The organism is Levilactobacillus yonginensis, from assembly GCF_003946265.1.
GTDB classification, from domain to species: domain Bacteria; phylum Bacillota; class Bacilli; order Lactobacillales; family Lactobacillaceae; genus Levilactobacillus; species Levilactobacillus yonginensis.
The window spans coordinates 37,627-62,992 of the sequence record NZ_RHNO01000016.1 but is presented as its reverse complement, the minus strand read 5'-3'; the positions used below and the strand labels follow the sequence as shown (position 1 = coordinate 62,992).

Annotated in this window: 19 protein-coding genes and 1 tRNA gene; 15 read left to right on the top strand and 5 right to left on the bottom strand. The window is 46.6% G+C overall.

The features are described from left to right. Positions 1-204 precede the first annotated feature (204 nt). Entirely contained in the window at positions 205-1,167 is a 963-nt protein-coding gene (locus tag EKM87_RS09030; RefSeq protein ID WP_125683970.1) for a 2-hydroxyacid dehydrogenase family protein, read from the bottom strand. 865 nt (positions 1,168-2,032) lie between these two features. On the opposite strand from EKM87_RS09030, the gene EKM87_RS09020 reads away from it, so the two are divergent. Further along, positions 2,033-2,713, top strand: a complete 681-nt coding sequence (locus EKM87_RS09020) for a CPBP family intramembrane glutamic endopeptidase (RefSeq protein WP_225428425.1) — start codon at positions 2,033-2,035, stop codon at positions 2,711-2,713. Between the two features lie 222 nt (positions 2,714-2,935). Here EKM87_RS09020 and EKM87_RS09015 read toward each other — a convergent pair whose 3' ends face one another. Then, positions 2,936-3,412, bottom strand: coding sequence for a MarR family winged helix-turn-helix transcriptional regulator (locus tag EKM87_RS09015; protein WP_125683968.1), 477 nt, complete (start codon positions 3,410-3,412; stop codon positions 2,936-2,938). 810 nt (positions 3,413-4,222) lie between these two features. On the opposite strand from EKM87_RS09015, the gene EKM87_RS09010 reads away from it, so the two are divergent. The 4 genes from EKM87_RS09010 to EKM87_RS08995 all read left to right on the top strand — a co-directional run bounded on the left by EKM87_RS09010 (position 4,223) and on the right by EKM87_RS08995 (position 7,659). Next, complete coding sequence (locus EKM87_RS09010; protein ID WP_164506469.1) at positions 4,223-6,544, top strand: MucBP domain-containing protein; 2,322 nt, start codon at positions 4,223-4,225, stop codon at positions 6,542-6,544. Between the two features lie 160 nt (positions 6,545-6,704). Then, a complete protein-coding gene (locus EKM87_RS09005; RefSeq protein ID WP_125683964.1) occupies positions 6,705-7,202 on the top strand; it encodes a VanZ family protein in 498 nt (165 codons plus the stop codon). A gap of 28 nt (positions 7,203-7,230) precedes the next feature. After that, positions 7,231-7,524 (top strand): heavy metal-binding domain-containing protein, encoded by a 294-nt coding sequence (locus EKM87_RS09000; RefSeq protein WP_125683962.1) that lies wholly within the window; start codon positions 7,231-7,233, stop codon positions 7,522-7,524. Positions 7,525-7,575: 51 nt separating this feature from the next. Further along, positions 7,576-7,659, top strand: a tRNA-Leu gene (locus EKM87_RS08995). Positions 7,660-8,029: 370 nt separating this feature from the next. Here the strand turns inward: EKM87_RS08995 and EKM87_RS08990 are convergent. The 3 genes from EKM87_RS08990 to EKM87_RS08980 all read right to left on the bottom strand — a co-directional run bounded on the left by EKM87_RS08990 (position 8,030) and on the right by EKM87_RS08980 (position 10,508). Continuing rightward, a complete protein-coding gene (locus tag EKM87_RS08990) occupies positions 8,030-8,512 on the bottom strand; it encodes a hypothetical protein (protein ID WP_125683960.1) in 483 nt (160 codons plus the stop codon). A gap of 280 nt (positions 8,513-8,792) precedes the next feature. After that, positions 8,793-9,029: a hypothetical protein gene (locus EKM87_RS08985; RefSeq protein ID WP_125683958.1), complete on the bottom strand. Its 237-nt coding sequence runs from the start codon at positions 9,027-9,029 to the stop codon at positions 8,793-8,795. Between the two features lie 69 nt (positions 9,030-9,098). Next, complete coding sequence (locus tag EKM87_RS08980; RefSeq protein ID WP_125683956.1) at positions 9,099-10,508, bottom strand: C69 family dipeptidase; 1,410 nt, start codon at positions 10,506-10,508, stop codon at positions 9,099-9,101. A 717-nt stretch (positions 10,509-11,225) separates the two neighbouring features. On the opposite strand from EKM87_RS08980, the gene EKM87_RS08975 reads away from it, so the two are divergent. The 10 genes from EKM87_RS08975 to EKM87_RS08930 all read left to right on the top strand — a co-directional run bounded on the left by EKM87_RS08975 (position 11,226) and on the right by EKM87_RS08930 (position 24,811). Beyond that, complete coding sequence (locus tag EKM87_RS08975) at positions 11,226-11,927, top strand: Crp/Fnr family transcriptional regulator (RefSeq protein WP_125683954.1); 702 nt, start codon at positions 11,226-11,228, stop codon at positions 11,925-11,927. A gap of 144 nt (positions 11,928-12,071) precedes the next feature. After that, positions 12,072-13,955 (top strand): asparagine synthase (glutamine-hydrolyzing), encoded by a 1,884-nt coding sequence (asnB, locus tag EKM87_RS08970; RefSeq protein ID WP_125683952.1) that lies wholly within the window; start codon positions 12,072-12,074, stop codon positions 13,953-13,955. Positions 13,956-14,187: 232 nt separating this feature from the next. Then, complete coding sequence (locus tag EKM87_RS08965; RefSeq protein ID WP_125683950.1) at positions 14,188-15,447, top strand: carboxylate--amine ligase; 1,260 nt, start codon at positions 14,188-14,190, stop codon at positions 15,445-15,447. 5 nt (positions 15,448-15,452) lie between these two features. After that, the gene (locus EKM87_RS08960) at positions 15,453-16,166 is read left to right on the top strand and encodes an aspartate/glutamate racemase family protein (protein WP_125683949.1); all 714 of its coding nucleotides are present in this window, start codon (positions 15,453-15,455) and stop codon (positions 16,164-16,166) included. Between the two features lie 313 nt (positions 16,167-16,479). Then, complete coding sequence (locus EKM87_RS08955) at positions 16,480-16,926, top strand: PTS sugar transporter subunit IIA (RefSeq protein WP_164506468.1); 447 nt, start codon at positions 16,480-16,482, stop codon at positions 16,924-16,926. Between the two features lie 2 nt (positions 16,927-16,928). Continuing rightward, positions 16,929-17,228: a PTS sugar transporter subunit IIB gene (locus EKM87_RS08950; protein WP_125683945.1), complete on the top strand. Its 300-nt coding sequence runs from the start codon at positions 16,929-16,931 to the stop codon at positions 17,226-17,228. 33 nt (positions 17,229-17,261) lie between these two features. After that, on the top strand, positions 17,262-18,632 hold the full coding sequence (locus tag EKM87_RS08945) for a PTS ascorbate transporter subunit IIC (protein ID WP_125683943.1): 1,371 nt from the start codon (positions 17,262-17,264) through the stop codon (positions 18,630-18,632). A 58-nt stretch (positions 18,633-18,690) separates the two neighbouring features. Beyond that, positions 18,691-20,715 (top strand): transketolase, encoded by a 2,025-nt coding sequence (gene tkt, locus EKM87_RS08940; protein ID WP_125683940.1) that lies wholly within the window; start codon positions 18,691-18,693, stop codon positions 20,713-20,715. Between the two features lie 21 nt (positions 20,716-20,736). After that, on the top strand, positions 20,737-22,461 hold the full coding sequence (gene ptsP, locus EKM87_RS08935; RefSeq protein ID WP_125683938.1) for a phosphoenolpyruvate--protein phosphotransferase: 1,725 nt from the start codon (positions 20,737-20,739) through the stop codon (positions 22,459-22,461). Between the two features lie 292 nt (positions 22,462-22,753). Beyond that, positions 22,754-24,811: a BglG family transcription antiterminator gene (locus EKM87_RS08930; RefSeq protein WP_125683936.1), complete on the top strand. Its 2,058-nt coding sequence runs from the start codon at positions 22,754-22,756 to the stop codon at positions 24,809-24,811. The last annotated feature ends 555 nt before the right edge of the window (positions 24,812-25,366 follow it).

The window sequence follows — 25,366 nt, the reverse complement described above, 5'->3', positions numbered from 1 at the left end:
ATACAGAAAAGAGGTCCAATTCGAAAGTGAATTGAACCTCTGAAAATCCCTTCATCAACACCGGTTGACAAAGAGCCGGTTTTTCGGTGCTTAGAATAAGACCAAGTTTTAAGACTCGTGATTTTCGAGGCTTAAAATTGTGTCGGCACCGTTCCAGCCCATAGCTGGCGGCCGGCAAGGCGATTACCCACAACCACAGGTCAATTAAGGATTGACGACGTATAAAGGTTGCTCACCAGTTGCGACTCTGACCGCATTGTTAGCAACGATAGCAGCCATGGCATCTCGAGCCTCAACGGTTGCATTGCCGACGTGTGGTGTCAAAATGACATTGCTCAGTGCTTTAAAGCCATCGTCAACGTTCGGTTCAGACTCGTAGACGTCCAGAGCAGCACCGGCTAACTCACCCTGTTGTAGGGCGGTTAAGAGGGCAGCTTCATCGATCACGGGCCCCCGCGCAGCGTTGATCAACATGGCGGAGTTTTTCATTTGCTTGAAGGCGGTGGCCCCTAGCAAGTGATGCGTGTCTGGTGTCAGGGGACAGTGGATGGTTAAGATATCACTTTGCGCTAAGACTTCGTCCAATGTGCCATAGGAAGCATGCATACTGGCTTCCGTAGCGGCTGGTAGGGGATGACGTTGGGTGTAGATGACCCGCATATCAAACGCGGCTAATCGTTTTGCGACCGCCTGACCAATCTGGCCCATACCAATGACGCCTAAAGTCTTACCTGCTAATTCGTGGCCCAGGAAGAAAAGTGGGGACCACCCGGCAAAACCTTTGGTCCGCATCAGCTGGTCACCTTCAACGATCCGGTGGGCCAGGGCGATAATCAGACCGGTCGTTACTTCAGCCGTGGAGGTCGTAGAGACCTTGGGGGTGTTGGTGACAGGGATGCCTTTACTCTTGGCGTACGCCGTGTCGATGTTGTTAAAACCAGCACCGTAGTTGGCAATCAGTTTTAACTGGGGTGCTGCATTGATAACGTCTTGATCGACCTGAGTTGATAAGGGTGTAATCAGGGCGTCAACGTTGGCGACGTGCTGCAAGAGTTCAGTCTTGGTAATCAAGCCATCACCGCTATAGCTTTCAACTGTTAGGCCCGCCTGATTTAGAATATCGAGGGCCGACTGGGGAATTGGTGCGCTGACAAATACACGACTCATACATGTCACTCCTTCATTGAATAGGTACTCCCTCTATTGTATTCGCTTTCATTGGAGAAAGCACGCCATCCGGGATTTATCGTCGAAATGTCGAGGCAAACGTGGTAAGCTTTTAACAGCGATTCTGAGAAAGGGGCGGGATGACCTTGAAAGTTGTGACCACCATATTAATGGTTTTGCTGACTGCCGGCCTGGTAGGCGGGACCCTTTGGCTGATGTTGAGTTTATCGTTAGTGGCTTGGCTGGAGGCCTTGCTAGGGTTTGCCGGGTTAACGCTCAGTACATTGGTGAACCTGGGGCTATTTTGGTTTTTATGGCCACGGTCGACATCACTTGAGTCTGAGGACTCAGACGAGGACGAATGAGGATAAAAAATAGTGAGACAAAAGGCAATTAGTCAATCAGCATTAACAGCGATAGACGAATAATCTTGGTATGGGATTGCTCGTTTATCGGGGCTAAGCGGGGTTGACTGCCTTTTGTCACACGTTTCGACTATGTATATTTGGCGGGTAAAAAGAGCCTGAGACTTTGTTCCCTAACCCAATAAAAAAAGCCATTACGAGAAATCGCAATGGCCAAAGAGTAAGGTTACAACATAATTGGGGGATTATGTTGTAAAAAATTTCATCTACTTTGGGGGAGTAAAATGAAATCTGTCTGTTGAATGAGGACAGAAGCCTCACGAACAAGCTAAACTTGCCCGCAACCATATAGTACCGCATTCTATATAAAAATGCTATTAAAAAATAAATAATTCATAAAATCGATTTGGCTAACTAATATAAAGCAACGTTTTGTCGCTTATTAATAGGCTTTGTCCGAGTTAGTTAGCCAGCATAACAAAAAAGAGAGGGCGAATATTGTGCAAAAGAATCAGCCAAAAGTCGGGAGTTTCATGAGTTGGGGTTGGATCATCCTGATGGTATTTTTAGTCAGTGTCGTGCAATTACCACTGCTTAAATTAAACCACGGAACGATACTTGATCGGGGAATGTGGGCCGTAATCTACCTATTAGGTTTCGCAGTCACAATTGCTATTGGTGGGTGGGAATATCACAGGCTTCATCCTAAATGGCAACGTCTAACTGGCCAGGATTGGGGCTTAATGATCAAAGGCTATGCGTTTATGATTTTTGCGGAAATCGTGTTGGGTTTATTGAACAAGCTACTCTACCATGAAACGAGTACCCAGAACAATCAGACGATTACGACTTTGATGGATCGCGGCACACTGACAATGGTGCTTCTAGCAGTAACGGCGGTCTGTGCGTCGCCAATCATCGAGGAGCTGACGTTCCGAGGTCTGTTAATTGACGGCTGTTTCTCAGCAAAGTCATTTTGGCTACCCATTGTAATCAGTGGGATTATTTTTTCCATTCCCCATGCCAGTAATAATCCCGTGAGCTGGATTATTTACGCCGTGATGGGCGGAACGTTCGCCTATGTTTATAAACGGACTGGTAAGTTGCAGAGTACGATTCTGATGCACGCTTTTAATAATTTGATTGCGGTTGCGATTATGCTAATGACGCTTGGACATTGATTGGCATCAGGCCTATAAGTGTTATAGCCATTAACTAAATAAGAACCGATTTGGTGGAAAACGAATACACAAGAAGCGGGCCAGTGGGGTCCGCTTTTTTGGTGCAAACAAGGTCGTTCCATTACGACGGTGCTAATTGGTTGTAGAATTTGGTAGCTAGTCCACCTGGTTGAACGCAAAAAAATAGGAATCAGCGGCCGGATGGTCGTTGGTTCCTAAAAATTAATCTTGGTCGACTTCTTTAGCAATCAGCCGTTGATGACTCACCGTATCCAATTGATCTTTAACGGTGACTAATTCAGTCATCATGCTATCAATTTCATTGTCAGTCATTCCCAATAACGTTTGGCATTGGCCAATCCGGGAATAAACTTCATCACGTTTAGCTTCAGCGGTTTCAGTCAAATGAATGAGCACTTGTCGTTCGTCAGTTCGACTTCGAACACGTGTGACCCATCCTTGTTTTTCAAGGCGCTTGAGGAGGGGAGTTAACGTCCCACTATCAAGCTCAAGGCGTTCACCAAGTTGATGAACCGTCAACGGTGCATCTTCCCAGAGCACCAGCATTGCAATGTACTGCGGATAAGTTAAACCAAAGGGTGCCAACGCGCTTTGGTAGAAATGATTAAATTTTTTGCTGGCTGAGTAGATAGAGAAGCATAGCTGTTCGTCCAGCAAAACTGGGGAAACTTTGGGCATGGCACAGGCCTCCTTTCAGATACTTTCGAAGAGTATTGTATACAATTAAATTGCCACTGGCAAGCAATAAACCTTTATTTATTGATATTCTAATGAACCGTTAACGAAAAAGAACTAATGCATGACCACAATTTCACGATAACGTTACCTCAGAATAAGTATACAGTAGAGTGATAACCAATCACAATGATTATTGATAAAATAAGTATTTATTTATCAAAAAGCTTGTTTTACGCCATTTTTGCGGTAGAGGCCAGCTAAAATCAGGCAAAAATTAAGGTTGAATCAACCAAATAATTCCGGTTTGATTTATTCTTAAAAGGTCCCATCGTCACTGTAACGAATTATCAAAAATGACACTAAAATTAAGCTAGCATCATGATAAGTTAGTTATCTTTCTAACCAATCTAAGTATAGCAGACCTATTGTAAAAGAAAAGTAAAATTAGTGAAATTATACAAAGAAATCCCGTCCTGAGTGACTTCCTGACAAAAGGTAACCTCACAATGTGAAAACTTTATCAGGCGATAGTTTTGTTTGCTATTAGGGATTGTTAATATCCAATAAGTAACACGGGGGAATCAGTTGCGTACCTATACAATTATACTTGATATTTACTATAAATCAGGTACAATGAGGGTGTAATCAAACTATCCAAATCAACGAATGTGTGAGTAAAATATTTTATAAACGATTTGATTTAGAAAGTTGAGTTTGACTAGATATCTGCTAATTCGATTAATTTAATCTATGTGCTTACTAGGGAAGCCACTTACATATAGTGGCAAACTTCACAAGGAGGATGTTATCATGATGAAGCGTGTTTTGGGTGAATCTAAGCAACATTACAAGGGTTATAAGGCAGGGAAACGCTGGGTTTTTGCCAGCATTACGGTTATTTCGTTAGGATTAGGTGTGACGGGTGTTAGTACGACTGCCAAAGCAGATGCGGCTACAGACGGTCCGGCTGAATCGGCTGCGGTTGGTGATCAAGCTGCCAAACCTGAACAGCAAGTTAGCTTGCCCAAAGCGGGTGACCAAGCAGAAGTATCTGGACAAAAGCAAAATGACGGTTCTGGCCAAGAACAAGATGAAAGCGCTAACAAAGAAGCGCCGGCAACGGAAAAATCTGAGCTAGAACAGCAACCCGCAGCCTCTGAAGCGGGAGACATTCAACAGCCACAAAAAAAGGAACAATCAGTTGTTAACCCGGTAAAAGAAGAGCAGACTGTTCGGAATGATGCTACTCTTAATCAGAAAACAGAAAATGTAAAATCTGACAATGCTCAGCAAGTAGCACCTAAAAAAATGGCCAGAATGGCGGCACCAGCAGCCCCTGTTTTATTGGGAACTGTGGCCGGTGATCAGGCAGATATTTATAATCAAGATGCATCAATCTGGTTGCCAGATGCCAACCTTCGTCAACTGATTGAAGATAATTTAAACTACCAGTATTATGGTGGGTCCCAAGCTATCAATGACAGCAACTTGTGGACTTGTGTGAACTATGCGGGGTTTAAGGCCGGCGTCAACGTTCGTGAGATCAGTGTCTCGGCTAAGGGGCCAATCACCGATTTGACTGGACTGGAGTACTTCACCATTTTGAATCAATTTGTTTTAGGTGCGGACACCTTCCAAGTACCTGAATCAGAAATGATTTCATTTGCATTTGCTCAAAACCTGACAGCTTTCCAGATTGATTTTAGCGGGACGACTTGGAACTCATCTGCCAATGAGACCGTCCAAAAGTACCTGTCCGGCAATCAAAAACTTCAATTTTTAAGTTTAACGCACTTGGATAGTACGGCAGCCGCAGCTGATGTGATGCCTGATCTGTCTAGTTATCAAGATCTGCAATTTATCGACTTGGTTCACGCTAACTTAAAGGGCACAATCGCTTCATATGCTTACCTGCCGAAGTTAAGCTTCTTCAGAGTAAACAATAACCAACTGACTGGAAGTATCCCAGAAATTGGGACGTGGACACCAGCATTGACCACGGTAGACTTCAGTGACAATTTGCTGACGGGTATCTTGCCTGATTTGAGTGCCGTTAACCTGCACTCGGTCGACTACGCTCGGAACATGATTGCAATGGGACTTTCGCCAGAATCCATTGCTAACAAAGAATATGGGAACGTTATTGCCAGCGGTCAATCCTTAAATGCTGGTAAATTTACATTGACGAACAGTCAACCGAGTCTTGATCCAGTTACCAATGTCATCAGTTATCAAGACTTTACGACTGGTCAGGTAGATAAGACTGTGAAGAACACCATTGGTAACTTTGGCAACGGTGTGACGATTGTTTACACAACCGACAGTACGGCTGGTATTAAAGATTATCCAACTTGGGCAGCGACACAAACGGATGCCTCCAGCTGGTTCAGCGTGGTGGCTGATCCAAAGAATGCGCAAGGCTTCTCACTGGTAGCCAACAATAAGGCAAAGTCCGGCAACTATGTTGTTCGGGTGATGACGGCTGGTGATACCAGTGGTCAATACAATGCTTGGGTGGCCTTTACCGTTGACAACCAAATGACGACGCCACCGGTTGACCCAGGGACGCCGGAAACACCTACGCCGGGTGAAACGACTGGGACGGTCACTATCGTCAACGTTGATGAAAATGGCAACGTGCTTAGCCAGCGGGTACAAACTGGAACCGTTGGTGACAGCTACACGGTTAAGGCGGACAGTATCAATGGTTATCAAGTGAATGGTAGCGGTCAAGCTTCTGGCGTTTACACGGCTAATGGGACGACGGTGACCTTCACCTACAGTGCTGTCACGACTGGTGGCGGTGCAGCTACGGTTGATCCAACAGATAAGCCAGCTACTAAGAAGACCGGGCAAACGGTGAAGAAGAGTGCCAGTGGTCAAGCCGCAGTTGTCGCTAGTGGCCATCAAAAAGGCCAGAGCACGGTTGTTGGTTCGCAGGTTACTCGTGCCGGTCAAGGTGCTCAGGCGGTTAACTTGGCAACCGGTGGTCAGAGCATGGCCAAGCAGTCAGCCAAGACGACTTTACCACAAACCAATGAACAATCCAGTGTCGGTATCGTTGCTGCTGGGTTAGCTTCCCTGTTGGGGGCACTAGGTTTAGCTGGTTGGCAAAAACGGCGTCATGAATAAGCTGAAGAATTTATAACCATGAAAGTCGGGACGATTGTCCCGACTTTTTTAGTAGCAATTAGACTAGTAGAGATAAGTATCGGTTGAGGTAGCCTCCTGGCTTTTCTTATTGTCGCTGGTTGGAGAAGTCGGTATACTATAAATATTGAGGAGGGTGCGTATGGATCGTTGGCTACCATATGGCGTTGTCAGCCTGATTTGGGTTAGCTTGATTTTTCGGACAATTTCACGGCGACAGTATCGGCTGGCGTTGTGGTGGTTGGGTTGTTGGGGGCTAGCCAGCTTAACCTGGACGCCCGTGGCCTTGAACTTTGGGGGGACCGTTGGTGAAATTACAACTCACTGGTGGTTTGGTGGAATCTGGGTCATTCATCCTTTGCAGGCTGCTAGCATGGACGCCTCGTTTTGGCTGAACATTTTGATGACAGTACCTCAAGGCGTGCTGTGGCAATTAAACCATTACCAGAGTCGTTGGCGGCAGTGGTTTGTGGTTGGCTTCGCAACGGGACTGACATTGGAAGCTGGTCAGGCCCTTGGTAATTGGGCGGTCAGTCTGGGACGGTGGGTTGATATTAATGATGTTATTACCAACTGCCTGGGCGTTATGATTGGTGCGGCAAGTTGGCGGTTCGTCCAGCGTTACCGGCAACAAAATTGAGAAGGCGTTTATTAGAGGAGGAAACACAATGTTTATGACCACTGGTGGGTTGAATCGGGCCCATGCAATTCAAGGAATTTTAACGGCGACGGCCCACACGATGTTACGGTCGGAGAAACCAGATGAATTTTCCCTGTTTGATGGATTATTTGATGAGGTGAAACAGGATCTGATGAAGCAAGCTCAGACAATGGGCGCGGATGGTTTGATTGAGGTGCGGTTCAATACCGAGATTGCGCAAATGAACGTCGCTCCTAAGTTTATTGTGGTTCACGGCTACGGAACGGCAGTTAAATTTCCAAATCAAAAAAAATCTGAATAAGGGGTTCCATTTTATACAGACTTAGTGTAATATATTATTTGTTGTTGAGTTGCCCCGATGGCGGAACTGGCAGACGCGCAGCGTTCAGGTCGCTGTTTGGGAGACCAAGTACAGGTTCGAATCCTGCTCGGGGCATTTTGGTAACATTTAGAAGATTTTCTAAAAAGAAGAAGCTCGGTAGACTAACGTTTACCGGGCTTTTTCTTTTTCAGTATCCATTAAAAAACATAGGAAAATTAAAAGACTTTGCGCAAATTCTGCGCGTGCATAAATTCGTGCATAAAATCCAGAGGCATGTAGTCCTTGCTGCTAAAGGAGTTTACTAGAATAATGACACGCTGCTTTTGCTCAGAATACTGTTTGTGCGGAATTTTGTGTAAGAATCATAGGGACGTACGAGAATGCACCGATTCACTTGATGGGGCATCATGAATAACTGATAAAAAGTCGTTCGTTGAATTTATTCAGCGAACGACTTTTTTTGTGTTTTTTAGGAAAAATATGTTTAAACGACGACCTCAGGGACAATGTCCTTGCCATTCCGGGACTCAGCAATAACAGCAATACTGTTGGAAGTTTTGACCGCGTAACCTAATAGCAGAACGTCATGGCCTTTTAATTGCAACGCAGCCTCACTAATGATGCGTTGATAGTTGCGAATCAAACGTTTTTCAGCCTTGGTAGCACTGTTATTTTGCAGATTGGTCCGGGCAGCTTCGACCTTTTTGATGGTGGCACGATTTTTAAAGATGACCTGAATCTGTTGGTGGGGGAGCTGGTCGCCCCGTTTGTCCTTTTTAGATTGATTGTCGACAACATCTGTTTCGACCTTAGCGGTGACCTCCGAATTGCCAAGCTTTTTGGTTACGTTGCGGGCAATTCTTTGGTTAGTCGCACTGGGCTTACCGGCCGATTTCACCTGACTGGTGCAGCCTGTCAGAGTGAAGAGGATGATGACAGCAAACAATGTTGAAAGCCATTTGTTCATGAGTGAGTGTCTCCTTATGTAAGTAAATGATGGACTTGATACCTTGCTTAATGGGTAATGAATCAAGCTAAACTGATTCTGGTGTCCTATTGTTAAGCATATCAAAAATATCAGCCAATAGGGCACTGAATTTATAAGTCGACTTATTTGTGGCGAGAGATAACGAGTGAGAAGTCAAACGGTTATCAGTGTTTAAATTTAGCAATTCAATCCCATATGAAACTATGAATAGAGAAAAGGGCACCAACAGTCAATTCTGTTGATGCCCTGATAGTTTAAATTAAAGTTTCTTCGAGACCGTGTAGCGCTCCGTCGTTGACGGTTGCTTCTTGTCTTTTAGTTGTTGTTCAGCTAAAAAGATATCAAATGAAGGTTCGCCGTGTTCGCTTTTAACGACTAAAACGTGGCCAGAATCAAGATGCCGATCACGGTAAATCTGGGCCGTTTGCACGGCTTCGTGATAATCATGAAAGTTACCAATTGAATTGCCTGGGTTGAATAATACTACTTCATCCATCGTTATCATTCCTTTCGAAGCTATCTGCTGATTTCATTATAGCGCATTTAGCTTGAAAACGATATCAATTTACAAGTTCTGGTCCATCGTGAAGGTCAGTTGGGACTGCTCAGCGTTGGCCTGAACGAGTTTAGCGGTCTGTTGGTGGATAGCCTGTGCTAGTTCGTCAGCAGTGGCCGCGTTGAACGATCCTAGGGTAGCAGACGTTGGTTGCTCAGCAGCATCCCCCAGCGTTAACCGATGCAGGCCAGCAATCTGGGTTTGCTTTTGAAAGTCAGAGAGCAACTTGCGGTTTTGATGGTAGTGATCTTCGCTCAAAACATCAAGCAATTTCGCTGCCCAGTAAGGGTTGGTCGGGCTATAGTCAGTGTTGTTCGCCGACCAAGCCGTCCCAAGTTGATCACCAGCTGCGTAGAATGGCACGTAGGGGCTGAACGCAGGATTGCCCAAGCACTGCCAAATAATGCCAGTCAGAAGGGGTGAAACGTGGCGGCGCAGCTGAAGAATGTGAGAGTTTTGCGTGCGAGCTAGTCCAACAGCTCTGAAGCGATGTCGTTCCTCATCTGTCCCGTGACCCAGTGGATCGAATGGTGTTTCTTGGTAATGAGATCCCAGGAAGGCTTCAACCTCCTCGATACTGATTTTATGTTCAGCGTGTTGAATGAAGGGGAGCTCCATACTGATGGGTTCCTCAAAGGCACTGGGCGTGAAGAGCTTGTGGCCGTACCAGACGCGCGGTGTGTTGTAGTGTGCATCGTCAGCGTTGTGCGTGCCAAAGATGTGTCGTGAGTTGAAACGGGTACCGTCCGGATTCAGGCGGTTAGCTTGAACGAAGTGGCGGATGTCTGGCGAGGTCATGTAGTTTTGGGCGTTTGTGAAATCGACGTCTTCAATGGCCAATTGGTTAGCGACCACGGCGTAGGCGTCATCAGGGATGCGTTGTGCGACCCAGTGATGACCGCTGACGATTTCCATGTACCAGACCTCCTCGGTATCACTGAAGAGGACACCGTTAGTTTCAGCTGCACCATTGGCAGTGATCAGGTCACCCAGTCGTTGAATCCCAGCTCGGGCAGAGTCAACGTAGGGGAGCACGACCGTCAACATGGCGTCTTCGGCAATGCCGTCGGTGACCAACGGGTCGATGCCAAGGACGTGGCTATTAGTATAGGCACTCTCGGTGGCGCTCATGGCCACGTTCTGGTCGTTGATGCCGCTCTCTTCATAGTAGCCTTCGCTGGGATCCGTGTCGGGCATGGAGGTGTAGGCAAAGCTGTGAGTTGGAAGCAGGGTGTGAAACCCATTATTTTTAGAAATGAAGTCTGAGTCACTAGCCGTACCGGCAGCATGTTTCAGGGCTCGTTTGGGCCAAATGGCGACGAAATTATCTTCGTTACGGGCAATGAGGGTGCTGCCATCAATGGTGGCCAGCTTGCCAGCTAAAAATGAGGTGCAGGCTTGGTGGGTGTGGCGGTTCATAGAATTCCTCCTTAAAGGTAATTAAGTTTTAGCGACTTACATGATAATACAATTTAAATTAGCCCAGGTGGTTACTTTACTGGACATTTTCTAACAAAATCGGCTAGTTAATCTGAAAGGTTGAAAGATAAATTTCTTGCCCCAATCTAGTATTAGAAAGCCTCAGTACTGCTAATTTGGTTGTGCGTCAAAAGTTAGGAATGTGAGGACACTTCAATCTGTGTGGCTGGCTACATTTCTAGTATCTGCTGCTTTGATTACTGTTAACATGCTAGTTGCTGTAAAATTTTACGCGCGTCAGTCTGCACAAACTAACAGATAACGGATTCTATGTTCAAAGCGTCAACAGGATACTGTGTAAGTCGAGAGGTCGCCAGATATGGGCTCAGGCGCGTCGTTCTGCTTGGTCAGTAGGTGTTTTGCCTACTGGCTTAGCAGAAGACCAAGCTTGGAGACTCGGATCTTTCGAGGCTTCAAGTTGCGTCCGCACCGTTCCAGCCCATATCTGGCGGCCGGTAAGGCGGAAGAAAACACTAATGTTGTTAATACAAGTTCAATTGGCAGTCAAAAGTCTTCAACATTTATCACTATAGCATAGATGAGATTGTTGAGCGGATTTCACCGGTTACCCGATTTAGTTTGCTATTATGAGTATAATGATGGTGAGGCCACTGGGATGGTGGCTTCACCGGTTATTTAGGAAAGGGAGATGTCGTCATGGACCACGCACACCAGCATGAACATTCGATTGAACGGGAATTAGAATGTGTCTCACAGGTGCCTATTTTTCAGCGTTTAGCCGATGAACAACTGATTTCCGTTGCCCAGGTCACGCGACCGATTCATGCGGATAAGGGCGGAGCTGTCTTCAGTACGGGGGAAGTGTCTCAGACCCTATACATCGTCAACACTGGTCAAGTTCGTCTGTATCATTTAGGAGATGATGGTCGTGAACAAGTCTTGCGGGTCCTGAATCCTGGCGACTTTATTGGCGAGATTGCCTTATTCACTGATGAAATTCATGCGTCTTACGCTGAAGCGACCAAGCAGACAGAGCTTTGCACGATTTCCCGCCAGTCACTGACCAAGCTGATTGCGGGAATGCCAGAACTCTCGATGAACTTATTGGGCGCCCTCGCAGACCGTCTAAAGTCGGCTGAGCGGCAGGCAACGTTGTTGGCTATCCCAGATGCATTGCCCCGGCTCGCAGGTTACCTGCAGGAGCTGAGCGGCCATCAGACGGGGACGTTCGACCTCCCGATGAGTAAGCAGGATTTGGCTGCCTATTTGGGCATGACGCCAGAGTCATTGAGCAGAAAATTGCGGCAATTAACCACTGATGGGGTAATCGAAACGATTGGTCGGCGTCAAGTTCGGGTGACAGACGCTGATGAACTGGCTGTCGTAGCGCCAGAATAAGGAATCAATAGCTATCCCTTAAGAATCCTTAATAATATGGTATTCACAAATTAAATTTGCTAAAATGGGAATTGTGAATTATTTAAGTTTAATGAACAACTAATTAAGTCGTAAGATTTTACGTATGAAAAAGGGGATACGCACATGTGTGGATTCGTTGGCTATGTTAATCAAAAGGACGTTCCGACCACAACAATTAATGATATGGCGGATCGGATCAAACACCGAGGGCCCGATGATGAGGCCTACTTCCATGATGAACAAGCCGTAATGGGTTTCCGGCGTCTGTCAATTATTGACTTGGCGCATGGTAAGCAACCCATGTATAACAATGATCAAACGAAAGTTTTAACCTTTAATGGTGAAATTTATAACTACCAAGAAATTCGGGAAGAATTATTGAAGCTTGGTTACAAGTTCCAAACGGACGTGGACTCAGAAGTTCTGATTCACGGATACGACGCTTGGGGTCCTAAGTTGTTGGATCGGTTACGGGGGATGTACGCCTTCGTTATCTACGATCAAGTTAAAAATGAAGTCTTTGGTGCCCGGGATCACTTTGGTATCAAGCCCCTTTACTACTACGATGACGGTGAGTCATTCATGTGGGGCTCAGAAATCAAGTCGTTCCTGGAACATCCTAACTTTAAGAAGGAATTCAACGAAGCACTCTTACCAATTCACTTGAGTTTTGAGTTCATTCCTTCACGTGAGACCATGTTTAAGAATGTATACAAGGTCTTACCTGGTCAATACTTCTTGCACCATGCCAATGGTGAAACTGAAACGCACCGTTACTTCAAGTTTAGCTATGATCATATCGATAATAGCCAAACGATAGAAGAAGATGCTAAGAAGATTCGCGGCATCGTCGATGAATCTGTTAAGACGCATATGATTGCCGACGTTGAAGTTGGGAGTTTCCTATCCAGTGGGATCGATTCTTCCTATGTCTTAAACGAAGCTTCTAAGTTACAACCAATTCAATCCTTCTCCTTAGGGTTTAAGAATTCTAAGTACAGTGAATTGAGCTGGTCCTCAGAATTCGCTAAGGAAATCAAGCAAAAGAACACGCCACTGTACATGACCGGTGATGATTACTTTGATATCTTGCCAACCATCATGTATTACATGGATGAACCATTATCTAACCCTTCCGCTATGCAATTGTATTACTTGTCGAAGGGGACCCGTGAGTCCGTGAAGGTGGCCTTATCTGGTGAAGGTGCCGATGAATTCTTTGGTGGGTACAACACCTACCTGGAAGCTATTCCATTCGAACGTTACCAGAAGTGGGTTCCTAAGGGGATTCGGAAGATGCTGGGTGGTATCGCTGAAAAGTTCCCTCGGTTCCATGGTCGGCGGTTCCTGGTCCGTGGTGCGCAACCACTGAGTGAACGCTACTACCGGGTCAACTACGTCTTTGACTACCATGATCGGAACAAGATTCTGAAGAACCCAAGTCTCAACCAAGATGCTGGTGCTTACACCAAGCACTTCTTTGACGACGTTAAGGGCTTGGATGAAATGACGCAAATGCAGTACTTTGATATCAACACGTGGTTGCCTTTTGATATTTTGCACAAGGCTGACCGCATGAGTATGGCGAACTCGCTGGAAGTGCGGACACCATTAGTTGATAAAGAAGTGGCAAAGTTTGCCGCTACTATGCCAGTTAAAACGCGGATTCGTCCCGATGAAACGAAGATTTCACTGCGGACTGCCGCTGAGGCAGAGTTACCAGAACGGGTTGCTAAGAAGGAAAAGATGGGCTTCCCATCACCAATCGCAACGTGGATCAAGACGGAACCTTACAAGTCTCGAATCATTGAAGCGTTCAATTCCGACGTAGCTCACAAGTTCTTTAACACGGATGCCTTGATGGACATTCTTCACGAACACATCAACGGTAAGTCTAGCATGCAAAAGATCTTTACGATTTACACGTTCATTCTCTGGTATGAAGTTTACTTCCCAGAAGATACGACGGCTAAGACGGTGGACCTAGTTCGCCGCACACAAGTTTAATAGACCAAGCACCGGCAACGGTTTGCTAATCACGATGAAAAACTGCCGGTAGAGCTTTACTGGCAGTTTTTATTGTATCTGCGACGCCTATTTTATAATGTGTTTAATTATTGACGTGGTGAAGAATCCTGTTCTGACGGGATTCTTCACGGGAAGCCTAGGGGCTTAGCACGTATTTAATTCAGGTTATCAGTCATTAAAATCTAGTTATCACGAAGGGACTTTACTCGTTATGGAAACCAAAGATGGAAAAAAATTCACCCCGATTCTCTTAGGTAGTGACTTCAACGTTTATGGGATGGCTCGGTCATTCTACGAACTCTACCATGAACCTGTTCAAGCCTTTGCCAGCATTCAGTTAGCGCCAACGCGTTACACGAAGGTGGTCAACTTGGAATTAATTCCAGGTTTTGACGAAGATCCCGTTTGGATCGAATCCATGCGGAAACTGAAGGAACGGTACGCCAACCATCCAGAACCCGTTATTTTAATTGGTTGTGGGGATGGGTATGCCGATCTGATCAGTCGTCACAAGGCTGAACTTGAAGATGTCTTCATCTGCCCATACATTGATCACGACCTTTTGATCACCTTGAGTGAAAAGCGGAGCTTCTACGATGTCTGCGAAAAGTATGGCTTGCCATACCCAGCTACGCGGATCATTACGAAGGCTGATGTCGAGGGCGACAAGCCCGTTGATCAACCATTCGACTACCCAGTGGCTTTAAAGCCTGCTAACAGTGTTGAATGGTTGGACATCCACTTTGATGGTCGGAAGAAAGCTTACCGGATTCAATCCGAAGCTGAATTCCGGGACATCCTGAAGAAGGCTTATAACGCTGGTTATACCTCTGAAATGATTTTGCAAGACTTCATTCCAGGGGATGACAGTCGGATGCGTGTGGTTAACGCTTACGTTGACCAACACCATCATGTGAAGATGATGTGTTTGGGTCATCCATTATTGGAAGATCCCGCACCATCAGCTATCGGAAATTACGTTGCGATTATTCCTGAATACAATGACACCATCTATGATCAAATTCAGAAATTCCTTGAATCCATTGAATTCACTGGTTATGCAAACTTCGATATGAAGTATGATGACCGTGATCAGACCTTTAAGTTGTTTGATATCAACTTGCGTCAGGGTCGGAGTAGTTTCTTCGTGACCTTAGCCGGGTATAACTTGGCTGATTGGGTCGTGAAGGATTATGTTAAGGGTGAATTAGTTGATGCGCCAACGGTTCGGGCTAACAAAGACGAGAAGACCCATGCTCTATGGATGGGTGTTCCTGTCAAAGTCTTCAAGCAGTACACCCGTGAAAATGCGGACAAAGATCGTGCTTTGAAACTGATTGCCGCTGGTAAATACGGCACTACTTATCGGTATGACGAAGATATGAACCTGAAGCGCTGGGCGTTGATCCAATGGATGCAACATAATTACACAGTTAACTTCAAAAAATACTTTGCAGAAAATAAGGGGTAATAATCATGAAAAAATTCTTTACGATTCTCGGCGGTATGGGTACCATGGCTACAGAAAGTTACATTCATCTGTTGAACAAGCGGACTCCTGCACATGCGGATCAAGAATATTTAGATTATGTTCTGGTAAACCATGCCACTGTGCCTGACCGCACGGCTTACATTCTGGATCACAGCAAGCCTAACCCATCAGTTGACTTGTTAGAAGATATTCGTCAACAAGCGCAATTTGGCCCTGAATTCTTCACTTTACCTTGCAACACGGCCCACTATTTCTACGACGAATTACAGGCTGCTACGGATGTTCCTATCCTGCACATGCCTCGTGAAACGGTCAAAGAAGTTCAACGTCGCTTCCCTAATGCCAAGAAGATTGGGATCACTGGGACGCAGGGGACCATTACTGACAAGGTTTATGAAGATGAAATTAATAAGGCTGGGTTGACCCCCGTTCTGCCTACGAAAGAAATCGAAGCAGAAACCATGCAACTGATCTACGATGACATCAAGGAAAAGGATACTGTTGATGCTAAATTATTCCACCACATCATTCGTGAAATGATTGAAGATCAAGGGGCTGACATTGTTATCTTAGGCTGCACCGAATTATCATTAGCTCAAGAACGTGAACCTGAAACCGAATTACCAGTTGTTGATGGTCAATCCGTCTTAGTTGACCGGACCATTGAAATGGCAATGAAGAGTCGTCAAGAAGCCTAGTTTTTTAGCGAAACTAACGGATTCTTGATAACTGGCTGGCGGCTGTTAGCGCAGTTACCAGCCAAATCGGGTGGTTTTTAACCGGGGGTGACCCCTAAATTAATCATCGTTCACAAGTCAACAAGTTCAGGAATAATCGCATAAAAGCGGGCTTTCTCTTGCAGAGAAGGCCCGTTTTTTGCTATCCTTGTGATGTAAGCATAAGTGAAAGAGTGCACTTCTTGCACTGATAGCGTGTGCATTAGTTGCACTTGGAAACGCTTACCGTACGGTTTAAAGTATGAGGTGTCTTAAGAAGCGGAGGTTGACTAGAATGTTAGAAACGTTATTGACACCCGATACTGTCCAGGTACGACAGGCCGGCGATCTTGATTGGAAGGAGGCAATTCAACAAGCAGCAACGCCCCTGTTAACTACAGGGAAGGTTGAACAATCCTACGTTGATGCAATGATTGATGTTGTTGAGAAGAATGGTCCATTCATCAACATTGGCCCCCACATTGCTTTAGCTCACGCGCGTCCCGAAAATGGGGTCAACGAAATGGGCATGGCACTGATGAAGGTCGATCCGGCTATCAATTTGGTCAGTGATGAACATCCGATTACGTTGTTCTTCGTTCTGGCAGCAAGTGATAACACCAAGCATTTGGAAGCGCTACAAGAATTAGCAACGAAGCTTCAAGATGCTGACAGCTTTGCCAGAATGGAAAATGCAACGACTGTTGAAGAACTGGTTAACGAATTCAAAGGAGTGGAATAATAATGAAAATTGCAGCGGTATGCCAATCAGGTTTAGGTTCCAGCTTCATGATTCAAATGAATATTGATAGCGTTCTCAAGGCTGAGAACGTTGACACGGATAACATCGAAGTTACCCACTTTGATACTGGTGGTATGAATGTAAACGCTGCCGACTACTTCTTCTTAGGTAGCGATTTGGCAGAACAAGCTTCAGACATGCCTCAGGAAAAAGTATTCGTTTTGAAGAGTATCATCGACAAGGACGAATTAACTGTAAAGCTCAATGAATTGCTCGACAGAGAAGGCATTAAGCACGATTAGTGTTTATAACGTTTGATTGGAGGAATAGCAATTATGCAAGCAACTATTAATTTTATTGTTTCTATCGTTAGTACGCCTGCCATCCTAGTTGGTTTAATCGCCTGTCTAGGGCTGGCACTGCAAAAGAAGCCTGGTACCAAAATCATGGAAGGAACTGTTAAGACCTTCGTTGGGTTCTTAGTTCTGACCGGTGGTGCTGGTATCTTGCAAGCTTCATTGACACCGTTTGCGTCAATGTTTAAGTTCGCCTTACACGTTCAAGGGGTCGTTCCTTCTAACGAAGCCGTTGTGGCCATTGCGTTGCAACAGTATGGGACGACGACCGCTTTGATCATGTTTGTCGGTATGATTGTAAACGTTCTCTTGGCACGGTTCACGAAGTTTAAGTACATCTTCTTAACTGGTCAAGCTATGCTATACGTTTCTTGTTTAACCGCCGTTATCCTGATTTCCACTGGGATGAAGTCCGGTGCAACCACGATTCTCTTAGGTGGGTTGTTTGAAGGGACTTTGTTAACGGTAACGCCTGCTTTGTGTCAACCATTCATGCGTAAGATTACTGGTGGTGACGCGGTTGCCATGGGACATACCGGTAACATTGGTTACGCAACTGCCGGTTTGATGGGTAAGTGGTTCGGTAACTCTAAGAAGTCTACCGAAGACATCAACGTTCCTAAGGGTTTAAGTTTCTTACGGGATTCAACGGTTTCTATTACTTTAGTTATGGCAATTGTTTACTTAGTTTTAGCTCTAGTTTCAGGTCCACATTTTATCGAAACCAAGTTGAGTTCAGGAACTAACTTCTTAGTTTATGCGCTTACACAAGCCGGGACTTTCGCCGCTGGTTTCTACGTTGTTTTAGCCGGTGTTCGGATGATCTTGGGTGAAATTGTACCAGCCTTCCAAGGGATCGCTACGAAATTGGTTCCAAACGCCAAGCCAGCCTTGGATGTACCAATCATCTTCCCATACGCACCAAACGCTTTACTGATTGGGTTCTTCGTCAGCTTTATCGTTGGGACATTGAGTATGTTCGCTATGATCGGTATGGGAACCACGGTTATCATTCCTGGTGTTGTTGGTCACTTCTTCTGTGGGGGTGCCGCTGGGATTTACGGTAACGCTACTGGTGGCCGTCGTGGTGCCATCATTGGTTCCGCTGTTAACAGTCTGCTGATCAGTTGGTTGCCATTACTCATCCTGCCTGTTCTGGGTGGCTTGAAGTTGGCTGCTTCAACTTTCGCCGACACCGACTACTTGGTACCTGGTATCTTACTTGGTAACTTGGGTCACTACGGTGAAGCTGCTGTTATCACGGGTATCATTGGCTTTACTGTCGTCGTTATCATCTGGTCCTTCTTCCTTAAGGGAGATAAGAAAGATGGTGTCAAGGCTGAAGGTTAACATGACCTTGAGTCACAACTTTTCAAAATTTTGGTCCATGGATAAGGAGTAATCGTTAATGACAAATACAGGCACAAGTGAAGTTCAAGCGAACTTCACAGAGAAAGACGAATTAGCTGTCAATTCTTTGAGAATGTTGAGTGTGGACATGATTGAAAAGGCTAAGTCAGGGCACCCAGGTCTGTGCTTGGATGCAGCACCCATGGCTTATGTTTTATGGAACTACCACATGAAAACTGACCCAAAGCGTCCAAACTGGATTAACCGCGACCGATTCGTTCTCTCAGCAGGTCATGGTTCAGCACTGCTTTACAGCTTACTTCACATGAGTGGGTACGCCGTTAAGCTGGATGATTTGAAGCAATTTCGGCAGACTGGTTCATTAACGCCAGGTCATCCCGAATATGGTCACACACCAGGCGTTGATGCAACGACTGGTCCACTGGGCCAAGGGATTGGTATGGCTGTGGGGATGGCTTTAGCTGAGAAGCATTTAGCAGCTAAGTACAACACCACAGATTACGACTTGATCGATCACTGGACTTACAGCATTGTTGGTGATGGGGACTTGATGGAAGGTATCAGTCAAGAAGCCATCAACATCGCTGGTAAGGAAAAATTGAACAAATTGATCGTGCTCTACGATTCAAACGACATTACGTTGGATGGACCGTTGGCTAACGGTTCTGTTGAAACACAAAGCTACCGTTTCAAGGGTGCTGGCTGGAATTACCTCTTCGTCGAAGACGGGGAAGACTTAACAGCCATCAACAACGCCATTAACGAAGCTAAGCGGGCAACACAACCAACGATTATTGAAGTTAAAACACAAATTGGCCATGGCTCACCACAAGCAGGGACTAACAAAGTCCACGGTGCAGCCTTAGGTGCTGAAAACATCAAGAAGACCAAGGAATTCTATCACTGGAGTCAAACGCCATTCTCCGTTTCCGAAGATGCCTATGCTGAATTCAAGCAAGGGATTGAAGAACGTGGGCAAGCCGCTCACCATGAATGGACGGAACTCTACACGAATTACCAACGCAACGAACCTAAGCTGGCTGCCGAATTTACCCCAGAAGTGGGTCCTAAGTTGGACATGAGCCAGGTTAAGCTGAGTGACGAAACGATTGGCAAGGAAGTTGCTACGCGGGTCACCAACTCAGAAATCTTGCAACAAGTTGCTAAGTACAACCCGAACTTCTGGGGTGGTGCTGCTGACTTGTCTTCCAGCAACAAGACGCAGTTGAAGGATGAAGGGCGCTTTAGTCCCGAGAGTCCTGCCAACGACAACGTTTGGTTCGGTGTGCGTGAATTTGGTGAAGCCGCTGCTTTGAACGGGATGACTTTACATGGTGGTTCACGGGTCTTTGGGAGTACCTTCTTCACATTCTCAGATTACATGAAAGCCGCTATTCGTTTAGCTGCCTTACAAGGTTTACCTGTGACCTTCGTCTTCACGCATGATTCCATTGCGGTTGGGGAAGATGGCCCAACTCATGAGCCAATCGAACAATTAGCTGGCTTACGGGCAATTCCAAACGTCAACGTTATTCGGCCAGCCGATGCCCACGAAACTTTGGGCGCTTGGCAGACGATTGCTGAAACGACTGACAAGCCAACTGTCCTGGTTCTTTCCCGTCAAGGGTTGCCATTGCTGGAACAAACACATCCAGAAGACGTTGCCCGTGGTGGTTACGTTGTTTCACCCGCTAAGAGTGAAGCTTCCGATGGTATTTTGATTGCCACTGGTTCTGAAGTGCAGTTGGCCTTGAAGGCGCAAGCTAAGTTACGTGAAAAGCAATACGATGTTTCCGTTGTTTCTATTCCTAGCTTCGAACTCTTTGAGCAACAAAGTGAGGAATACAAGAACTCTGTCTTACCACCACAAGTTGATAAGCGAATCTCTATCGAAATGGACAGTACGTTTGGCTGGGGTAAGTACACCGGCTTGAACGGCGCCAATATCGGTGTGGATACCTTTGGTTTGAGTGGTAAGGGTCCTGAAATCATCGAAAAGTTCGGCTTTAACACGGATATAATCGTTAAAAAGTACGAAGAATTATGGAAGAAGTCGGAATAAGCATTTGAGGTGAAGGATTACATGTCAAAGAGAATTACGGGTATTGCGGCAAGTGACGGTATTGGTATCGCCAAGGCCTACCGCTTAGTAGATCCAGATTTGAGTTTTGAAAAGAAGTCGATTACTGACGCTGATGCTGAAATTAAGCGTCTCGAACAGGCCATGAGTGATTCTACGGATGATTTAAAAGTTATCCGGGACAAGGCGGCTGAAAACTTAGGCGAAAGTGAAGCCGAGGTGTTTGACGCCCACATGACGATTCTGGCTGACCCTGAAATGACTTCTCAGATTGAGGAGCTCATTAAGAGTCAAAAGATTAATGCTGAAGAGGCTTTGAAAGAGGTCACTGACCAATTCATCACCATCTTCGAAGGAATGACGGATAACAAATACATGCAAGAACGGGCGGCTGACGTCAAGGACGTTACCAAGCGGGTCATGAGTCATTTGTTAGGCAAGTCGCTTCCTAACCCGGCCTTGATCAACGAACCAGTAATCGTGATTGCGCATGATTTGACGCCTTCTGACACGGCTCAGATGGACACGAATTACGTGAAGGGGTTTCTGACTGATTTAGGTGGTCGGACGAGTCATTCGGCCATCATGTCACGCACGTTGGAAATCCCAGCGGTCGTCGGCACTGAGCAAGCAACTCAGACGGTACAAGATGGCGATACGTTGGTCTTGAACGGGTTGGATGGCTTTGCCTTAGTTGCCCCCGATGCGGATGAGATTGCCCAATATCAGGAACAAGCCAAGCAATACGCTGCGGAACGTGCCGAATGGCGGAAACTCAAAGATGCTGCGTCCGTCTCCAAAGACGGCAAACATTTTGAGGTTGCGGCTAACATCGGAACGCCCGACGACATCGACGCCGTTGTTGATGCCGGGGCCGAAGCAGTTGGCTTGTTCCGGACGGAATTCCTTTACATGAACAGTGACAAGTTACCATCCGAAGATGATCAGTTTGAAGCTTACAAGAAGGTCGCTGAGGCCATGCACGGTAAGCCAGTGGTTATTCGGACCATGGATATTGGTGGGGACAAACACTTGCCATACTTGCCACTTCCCGAAGAAATGAACCCATTCTTGGGTTACCGGGCAATCCGGATTTCATTGGACCGGCAAGAAATCTTCAGAACGCAGCTACGGGCCTTGATTCGGGCCTCCCATTACGGTGAGATTCGGATCATGTTCCCAATGATTGCGACGTTGGATGAATTCCGCGCAGCCAAGCAAGTCTTCTCTGAGGAAAAGGCCAAGTTGGTTGCCGACGGGGTTCCCGTTGCGGATGACATTAAGCTCGGGATGATGGTTGAAATTCCGGCCTCCGCCGTCTTCGCTGACCAATTTGCTAAGGAAGTTGACTTCTTTAGCATTGGGACCAACGATTTGATTCAATATACCTTTGCTGCTGACCGGGGGAACGAACACGTTTCCTACCTCTACCAGCCTTACAATCCAGCCTTGTTGCGGTTGATCAAGAATGTGATCGATGCCGCTCATAAGGAAGGCAAGATTGCGGCGATGTGTGGCGAAATGGCTGGCGATCAGGTTGCGGTTCCATTACTGATGGGGATGGGCTTGGATGAATATTCAATGAGTGCCACGTCTGTTCTCCGTGTTCGGAGCCAAATGAAACACCTTGATACGACTGATTGGGCCCAAGTTGTTGATGAAGCTATCACCACTTGTCAGACCAACGAAGAGGTCAAGGCCCTTGTGGAAAAGCACCTTCAGGCTTAACCACGAGCGGGAAGCACTAAAAGAATAATGTTTCACTAAACAGCATGGTTGCCAAGGAAATTGGCATCATGCGTTTAGTGTTTTTAGGACCATTTTGATGGTGCTTCATAGTTTGATTGCCCGCATGGCGTGGTACAATCAAGACTAATTAGGTCACATGGGTCAACTATCTGGCGGGTTCGACTCCCGCTGGGTGGTTTCGTAAGTGTTGGGCTGGCCGGTGATAAGTGATTATGCCAGATCAACGTTGATGTTCGTCGCTTGAGTTGAGAGAGAGTGTTGAGGTAATGCTATGCTGAATATTAGTAAGAAAGGACAAATTAATCTATTAGTTTCCATTTTGGCTGAGGGTAAGAAATATAAAACCGTGGCCGATTTGGAGGATAAGATGGGCCTCTCCCGGCGCAGCGTGTTTTACTGGCTGAAGCAGGTCAACGCCACGCTGAAATCGCTGGATTTGGATGATGTGCAACGTCTGTCACAGGGAGGCTACTTTTTGACGCAGTCCACGTTGGACGAGTTACAGCAGCACGACCAGTCCGAAGCACAGCCCCTGTTAAACGTGGCTGAGCGGCGGCAAATGATTATCTGGTACTTGGTCCAGCAGGACGCCCATTTGTCGCTGGTGAACCTGTCAGAGCGGTTAAACGTCTCCAAAAATACCATCATCAAGGATCTGCGAGCGCTGCCTACATTGTTGCCGGTGGACACGGAGATTATTAATACGAGTCATGGCAAGGCGCTAGCTGGTAGCGAAGTGATGCAACGCCGGTGGGTCTATCGCCAGCTGGCTCAGCAAAACTTACTGATTATTCATAAAATTCAGAAGTTGCCCCACATTCAGATGCTGACTGAGCGATTGACCCAGTTGCAGGCGGATACCGGCAACTATTACACGGGGGATGCTGCCCAAACACTGATCTGGTATACTGCCTGGCTGCTGAATCGGCTCCAGACGGCAGATCGTGCATTGACGACGGTCAACAATTATCCGCTAGATCGGTTCAGCCAATGGTGTGAGGACCTGTTGTCACGCTACGGACGGGTGACGCCCGGAGAGGTTGGGAGTTTGCGGGAGTTATTACTAGCCGGTCAGTTGCAACAAGTTAATGATGATGACCGCTTTGCCAAGGAATTGTTGACGACCACGCAGAAGGTGGCGCGGCGGTTTAGTTCTGTATCGGGAATCGATATGGTGACTGATAAATTTTTAGAAGCGCTGGCGACACACTTGTACTCGACGTACTTTCGAATTAAGTACAATGTGCAATACCACCACGCCAACCTCACGGATGTAAAGCTGGAGTACAGTTACTTAATGAACCTGACCAAGTACGCGTTGAAACCGTTTGAGGAATTCTTGCACGCGCCAGTTTCCAGCGATGAGTTGGCACTGATTGCGGTGTACTTTGGTGGTGAGGTCAAACGGCTCTCACCGGATTGGTTGGAATCGGAGAAGCAGCCGGACGTCATCCTGGTCTGCACTAGTGGGGTGGGAACCAGTCTGCTATTGTATCAACAGTTATCGGCCCGCTACCCCGATATCAGCTTCTCCCAACCGGTAAGTTTAGAAGAGTTTCAGAAAATTGATTTGACCCAGGGGACCCCTAAATTGGTGCTGACCACGGCTAAATTGCAGGCGCCAGTAGACGTACCGACCCTGTGGGTCCAGGCCATTCCAACTTCGAGTGATTTTCAGCGGTTGAGCCAGGAATTTCGGCAACTAGGCTTATTGGACAATTCACAGGAAACGAAGCTGGTGCACGCGGTTCTCGATATTATTACGGATTATGCCAGGGTGGATGATTTTAACGGACTGACAGCGAGTTTACGGGATTACTTCCAAAAAACACCGGTGGAAACGACTGTAGCGAAGAACAGTCGACCGTCGTTGGCAGACCTGATTACACCGGAGCGGATTCAGATTGCGACAGAAAAATTGGATTGGCAAGCAGCAGTGCACGAGTCGCTGGTTCCTTTGCAAATCGACGGGACGGTCCAGCCGATGTACGCTGACCGAATTGTCGGCATTACCTTGGACAAGGGGCCGTACATGATGATCAAAGATGGTGTCATGTTGGCTCATGCTAAGCCAGAGGACGGCGTGAATAGTTTGGGGATGTCGCTATTGCTCCTGAAGCAACCGACTACTTTAGTTGCGCAAGGCCAGCGGCGTCAGCTGGCCATTGTCTTTGGCCTGGCACCGGTGGACCGGGACGCTCACGTCCACGCCTTGAGCCAATTGTTAGCTTTACTGCAGGATGCCGGGCTGTACGCAGAATTGCAGACAGCTGATCGGCCAGAGGATATTTACAAAATTTTGGAGCGGGCAATTCAGCTACCTTCATAGAAAATCGTGAATTATCGCAATGCACGTCGTTGGTTGCGGGCAATCCGGTTCTGGTGGCAAATTGTCGCCTTACCGTTCGCCAAATTTGGACTGGAACGCGGTGGGCAGGACGGGACAAGCCAAAGGGCGGTCTTGACCCTCGCTTGAAGCCGCAAAGCACGTCTTCAAGGCGCCATTTTCAAGAAAATCACTTGAAAATCCCACGGCTGAGTCCAAATTTGACTCACTCTCGGCTACCTAGTGGTGCTCCAATAATACTGAATTAGGTACTGTCATTCAGGCATGTAAGCTAGCTTAGTTCTAGGAACCCGTTTAACCGGAGGCGGTCAGAGGTGGAGCCAGCTGTGTCGACGGTGTTAGCCGATTTTCGGCTTACAGCGTGGGACGTGTTTGAAGACTGGTGGTTTTTCCAGGCTTCAAACCGAGCCGAAGGACCGCTTTTCAGGCCGTAGGCGTTCCCCACAGCAGGCGGAATCTCTGACCGCCGCAGGTGGCTGGGTGAGGCTAAATTTAAGTCTATAACGCTTTACGATTCTTGGCTTGATAACGGTTTTA

Coding starts and splice junctions, on each gene's coding strand:
- EKM87_RS09030 (WP_125683970.1), bottom strand. CDS start 1,167: ATGAGTCGTGTATTTGTCAGCGCACCAATTCCCCAGTCGGCCCTCGAT.
- EKM87_RS09015 (WP_125683968.1), bottom strand. CDS start 3,412: ATGCCCAAAGTTTCCCCAGTTTTGCTGGACGAACAGCTATGCTTCTCT.
- EKM87_RS09010 (WP_164506469.1), top strand. CDS start 4,223: ATGATGAAGCGTGTTTTGGGTGAATCTAAGCAACATTACAAGGGTTAT.
- EKM87_RS09005 (WP_125683964.1), top strand. CDS start 6,705: ATGGATCGTTGGCTACCATATGGCGTTGTCAGCCTGATTTGGGTTAGC.
- EKM87_RS09000 (WP_125683962.1), top strand. CDS start 7,231: ATGTTTATGACCACTGGTGGGTTGAATCGGGCCCATGCAATTCAAGGA.
- EKM87_RS08990 (WP_125683960.1), bottom strand. CDS start 8,512: ATGAACAAATGGCTTTCAACATTGTTTGCTGTCATCATCCTCTTCACT.
- EKM87_RS08985 (WP_125683958.1), bottom strand. CDS start 9,029: ATGGATGAAGTAGTATTATTCAACCCAGGCAATTCAATTGGTAACTTT.
- EKM87_RS08980 (WP_125683956.1), bottom strand. CDS start 10,508: ATGAACCGCCACACCCACCAAGCCTGCACCTCATTTTTAGCTGGCAAG.
- EKM87_RS08975 (WP_125683954.1), top strand. CDS start 11,226: ATGGACCACGCACACCAGCATGAACATTCGATTGAACGGGAATTAGAA.
- asnB (WP_125683952.1), top strand. CDS start 12,072: ATGTGTGGATTCGTTGGCTATGTTAATCAAAAGGACGTTCCGACCACA.
- EKM87_RS08965 (WP_125683950.1), top strand. CDS start 14,188: ATGGAAACCAAAGATGGAAAAAAATTCACCCCGATTCTCTTAGGTAGT.
- EKM87_RS08960 (WP_125683949.1), top strand. CDS start 15,453: ATGAAAAAATTCTTTACGATTCTCGGCGGTATGGGTACCATGGCTACA.
- EKM87_RS08955 (WP_164506468.1), top strand. CDS start 16,480: ATGTTAGAAACGTTATTGACACCCGATACTGTCCAGGTACGACAGGCC.
- EKM87_RS08950 (WP_125683945.1), top strand. CDS start 16,929: ATGAAAATTGCAGCGGTATGCCAATCAGGTTTAGGTTCCAGCTTCATG.
- EKM87_RS08945 (WP_125683943.1), top strand. CDS start 17,262: ATGCAAGCAACTATTAATTTTATTGTTTCTATCGTTAGTACGCCTGCC.
- tkt (WP_125683940.1), top strand. CDS start 18,691: ATGACAAATACAGGCACAAGTGAAGTTCAAGCGAACTTCACAGAGAAA.
- ptsP (WP_125683938.1), top strand. CDS start 20,737: ATGTCAAAGAGAATTACGGGTATTGCGGCAAGTGACGGTATTGGTATC.
- EKM87_RS08930 (WP_125683936.1), top strand. CDS start 22,754: ATGCTGAATATTAGTAAGAAAGGACAAATTAATCTATTAGTTTCCATT.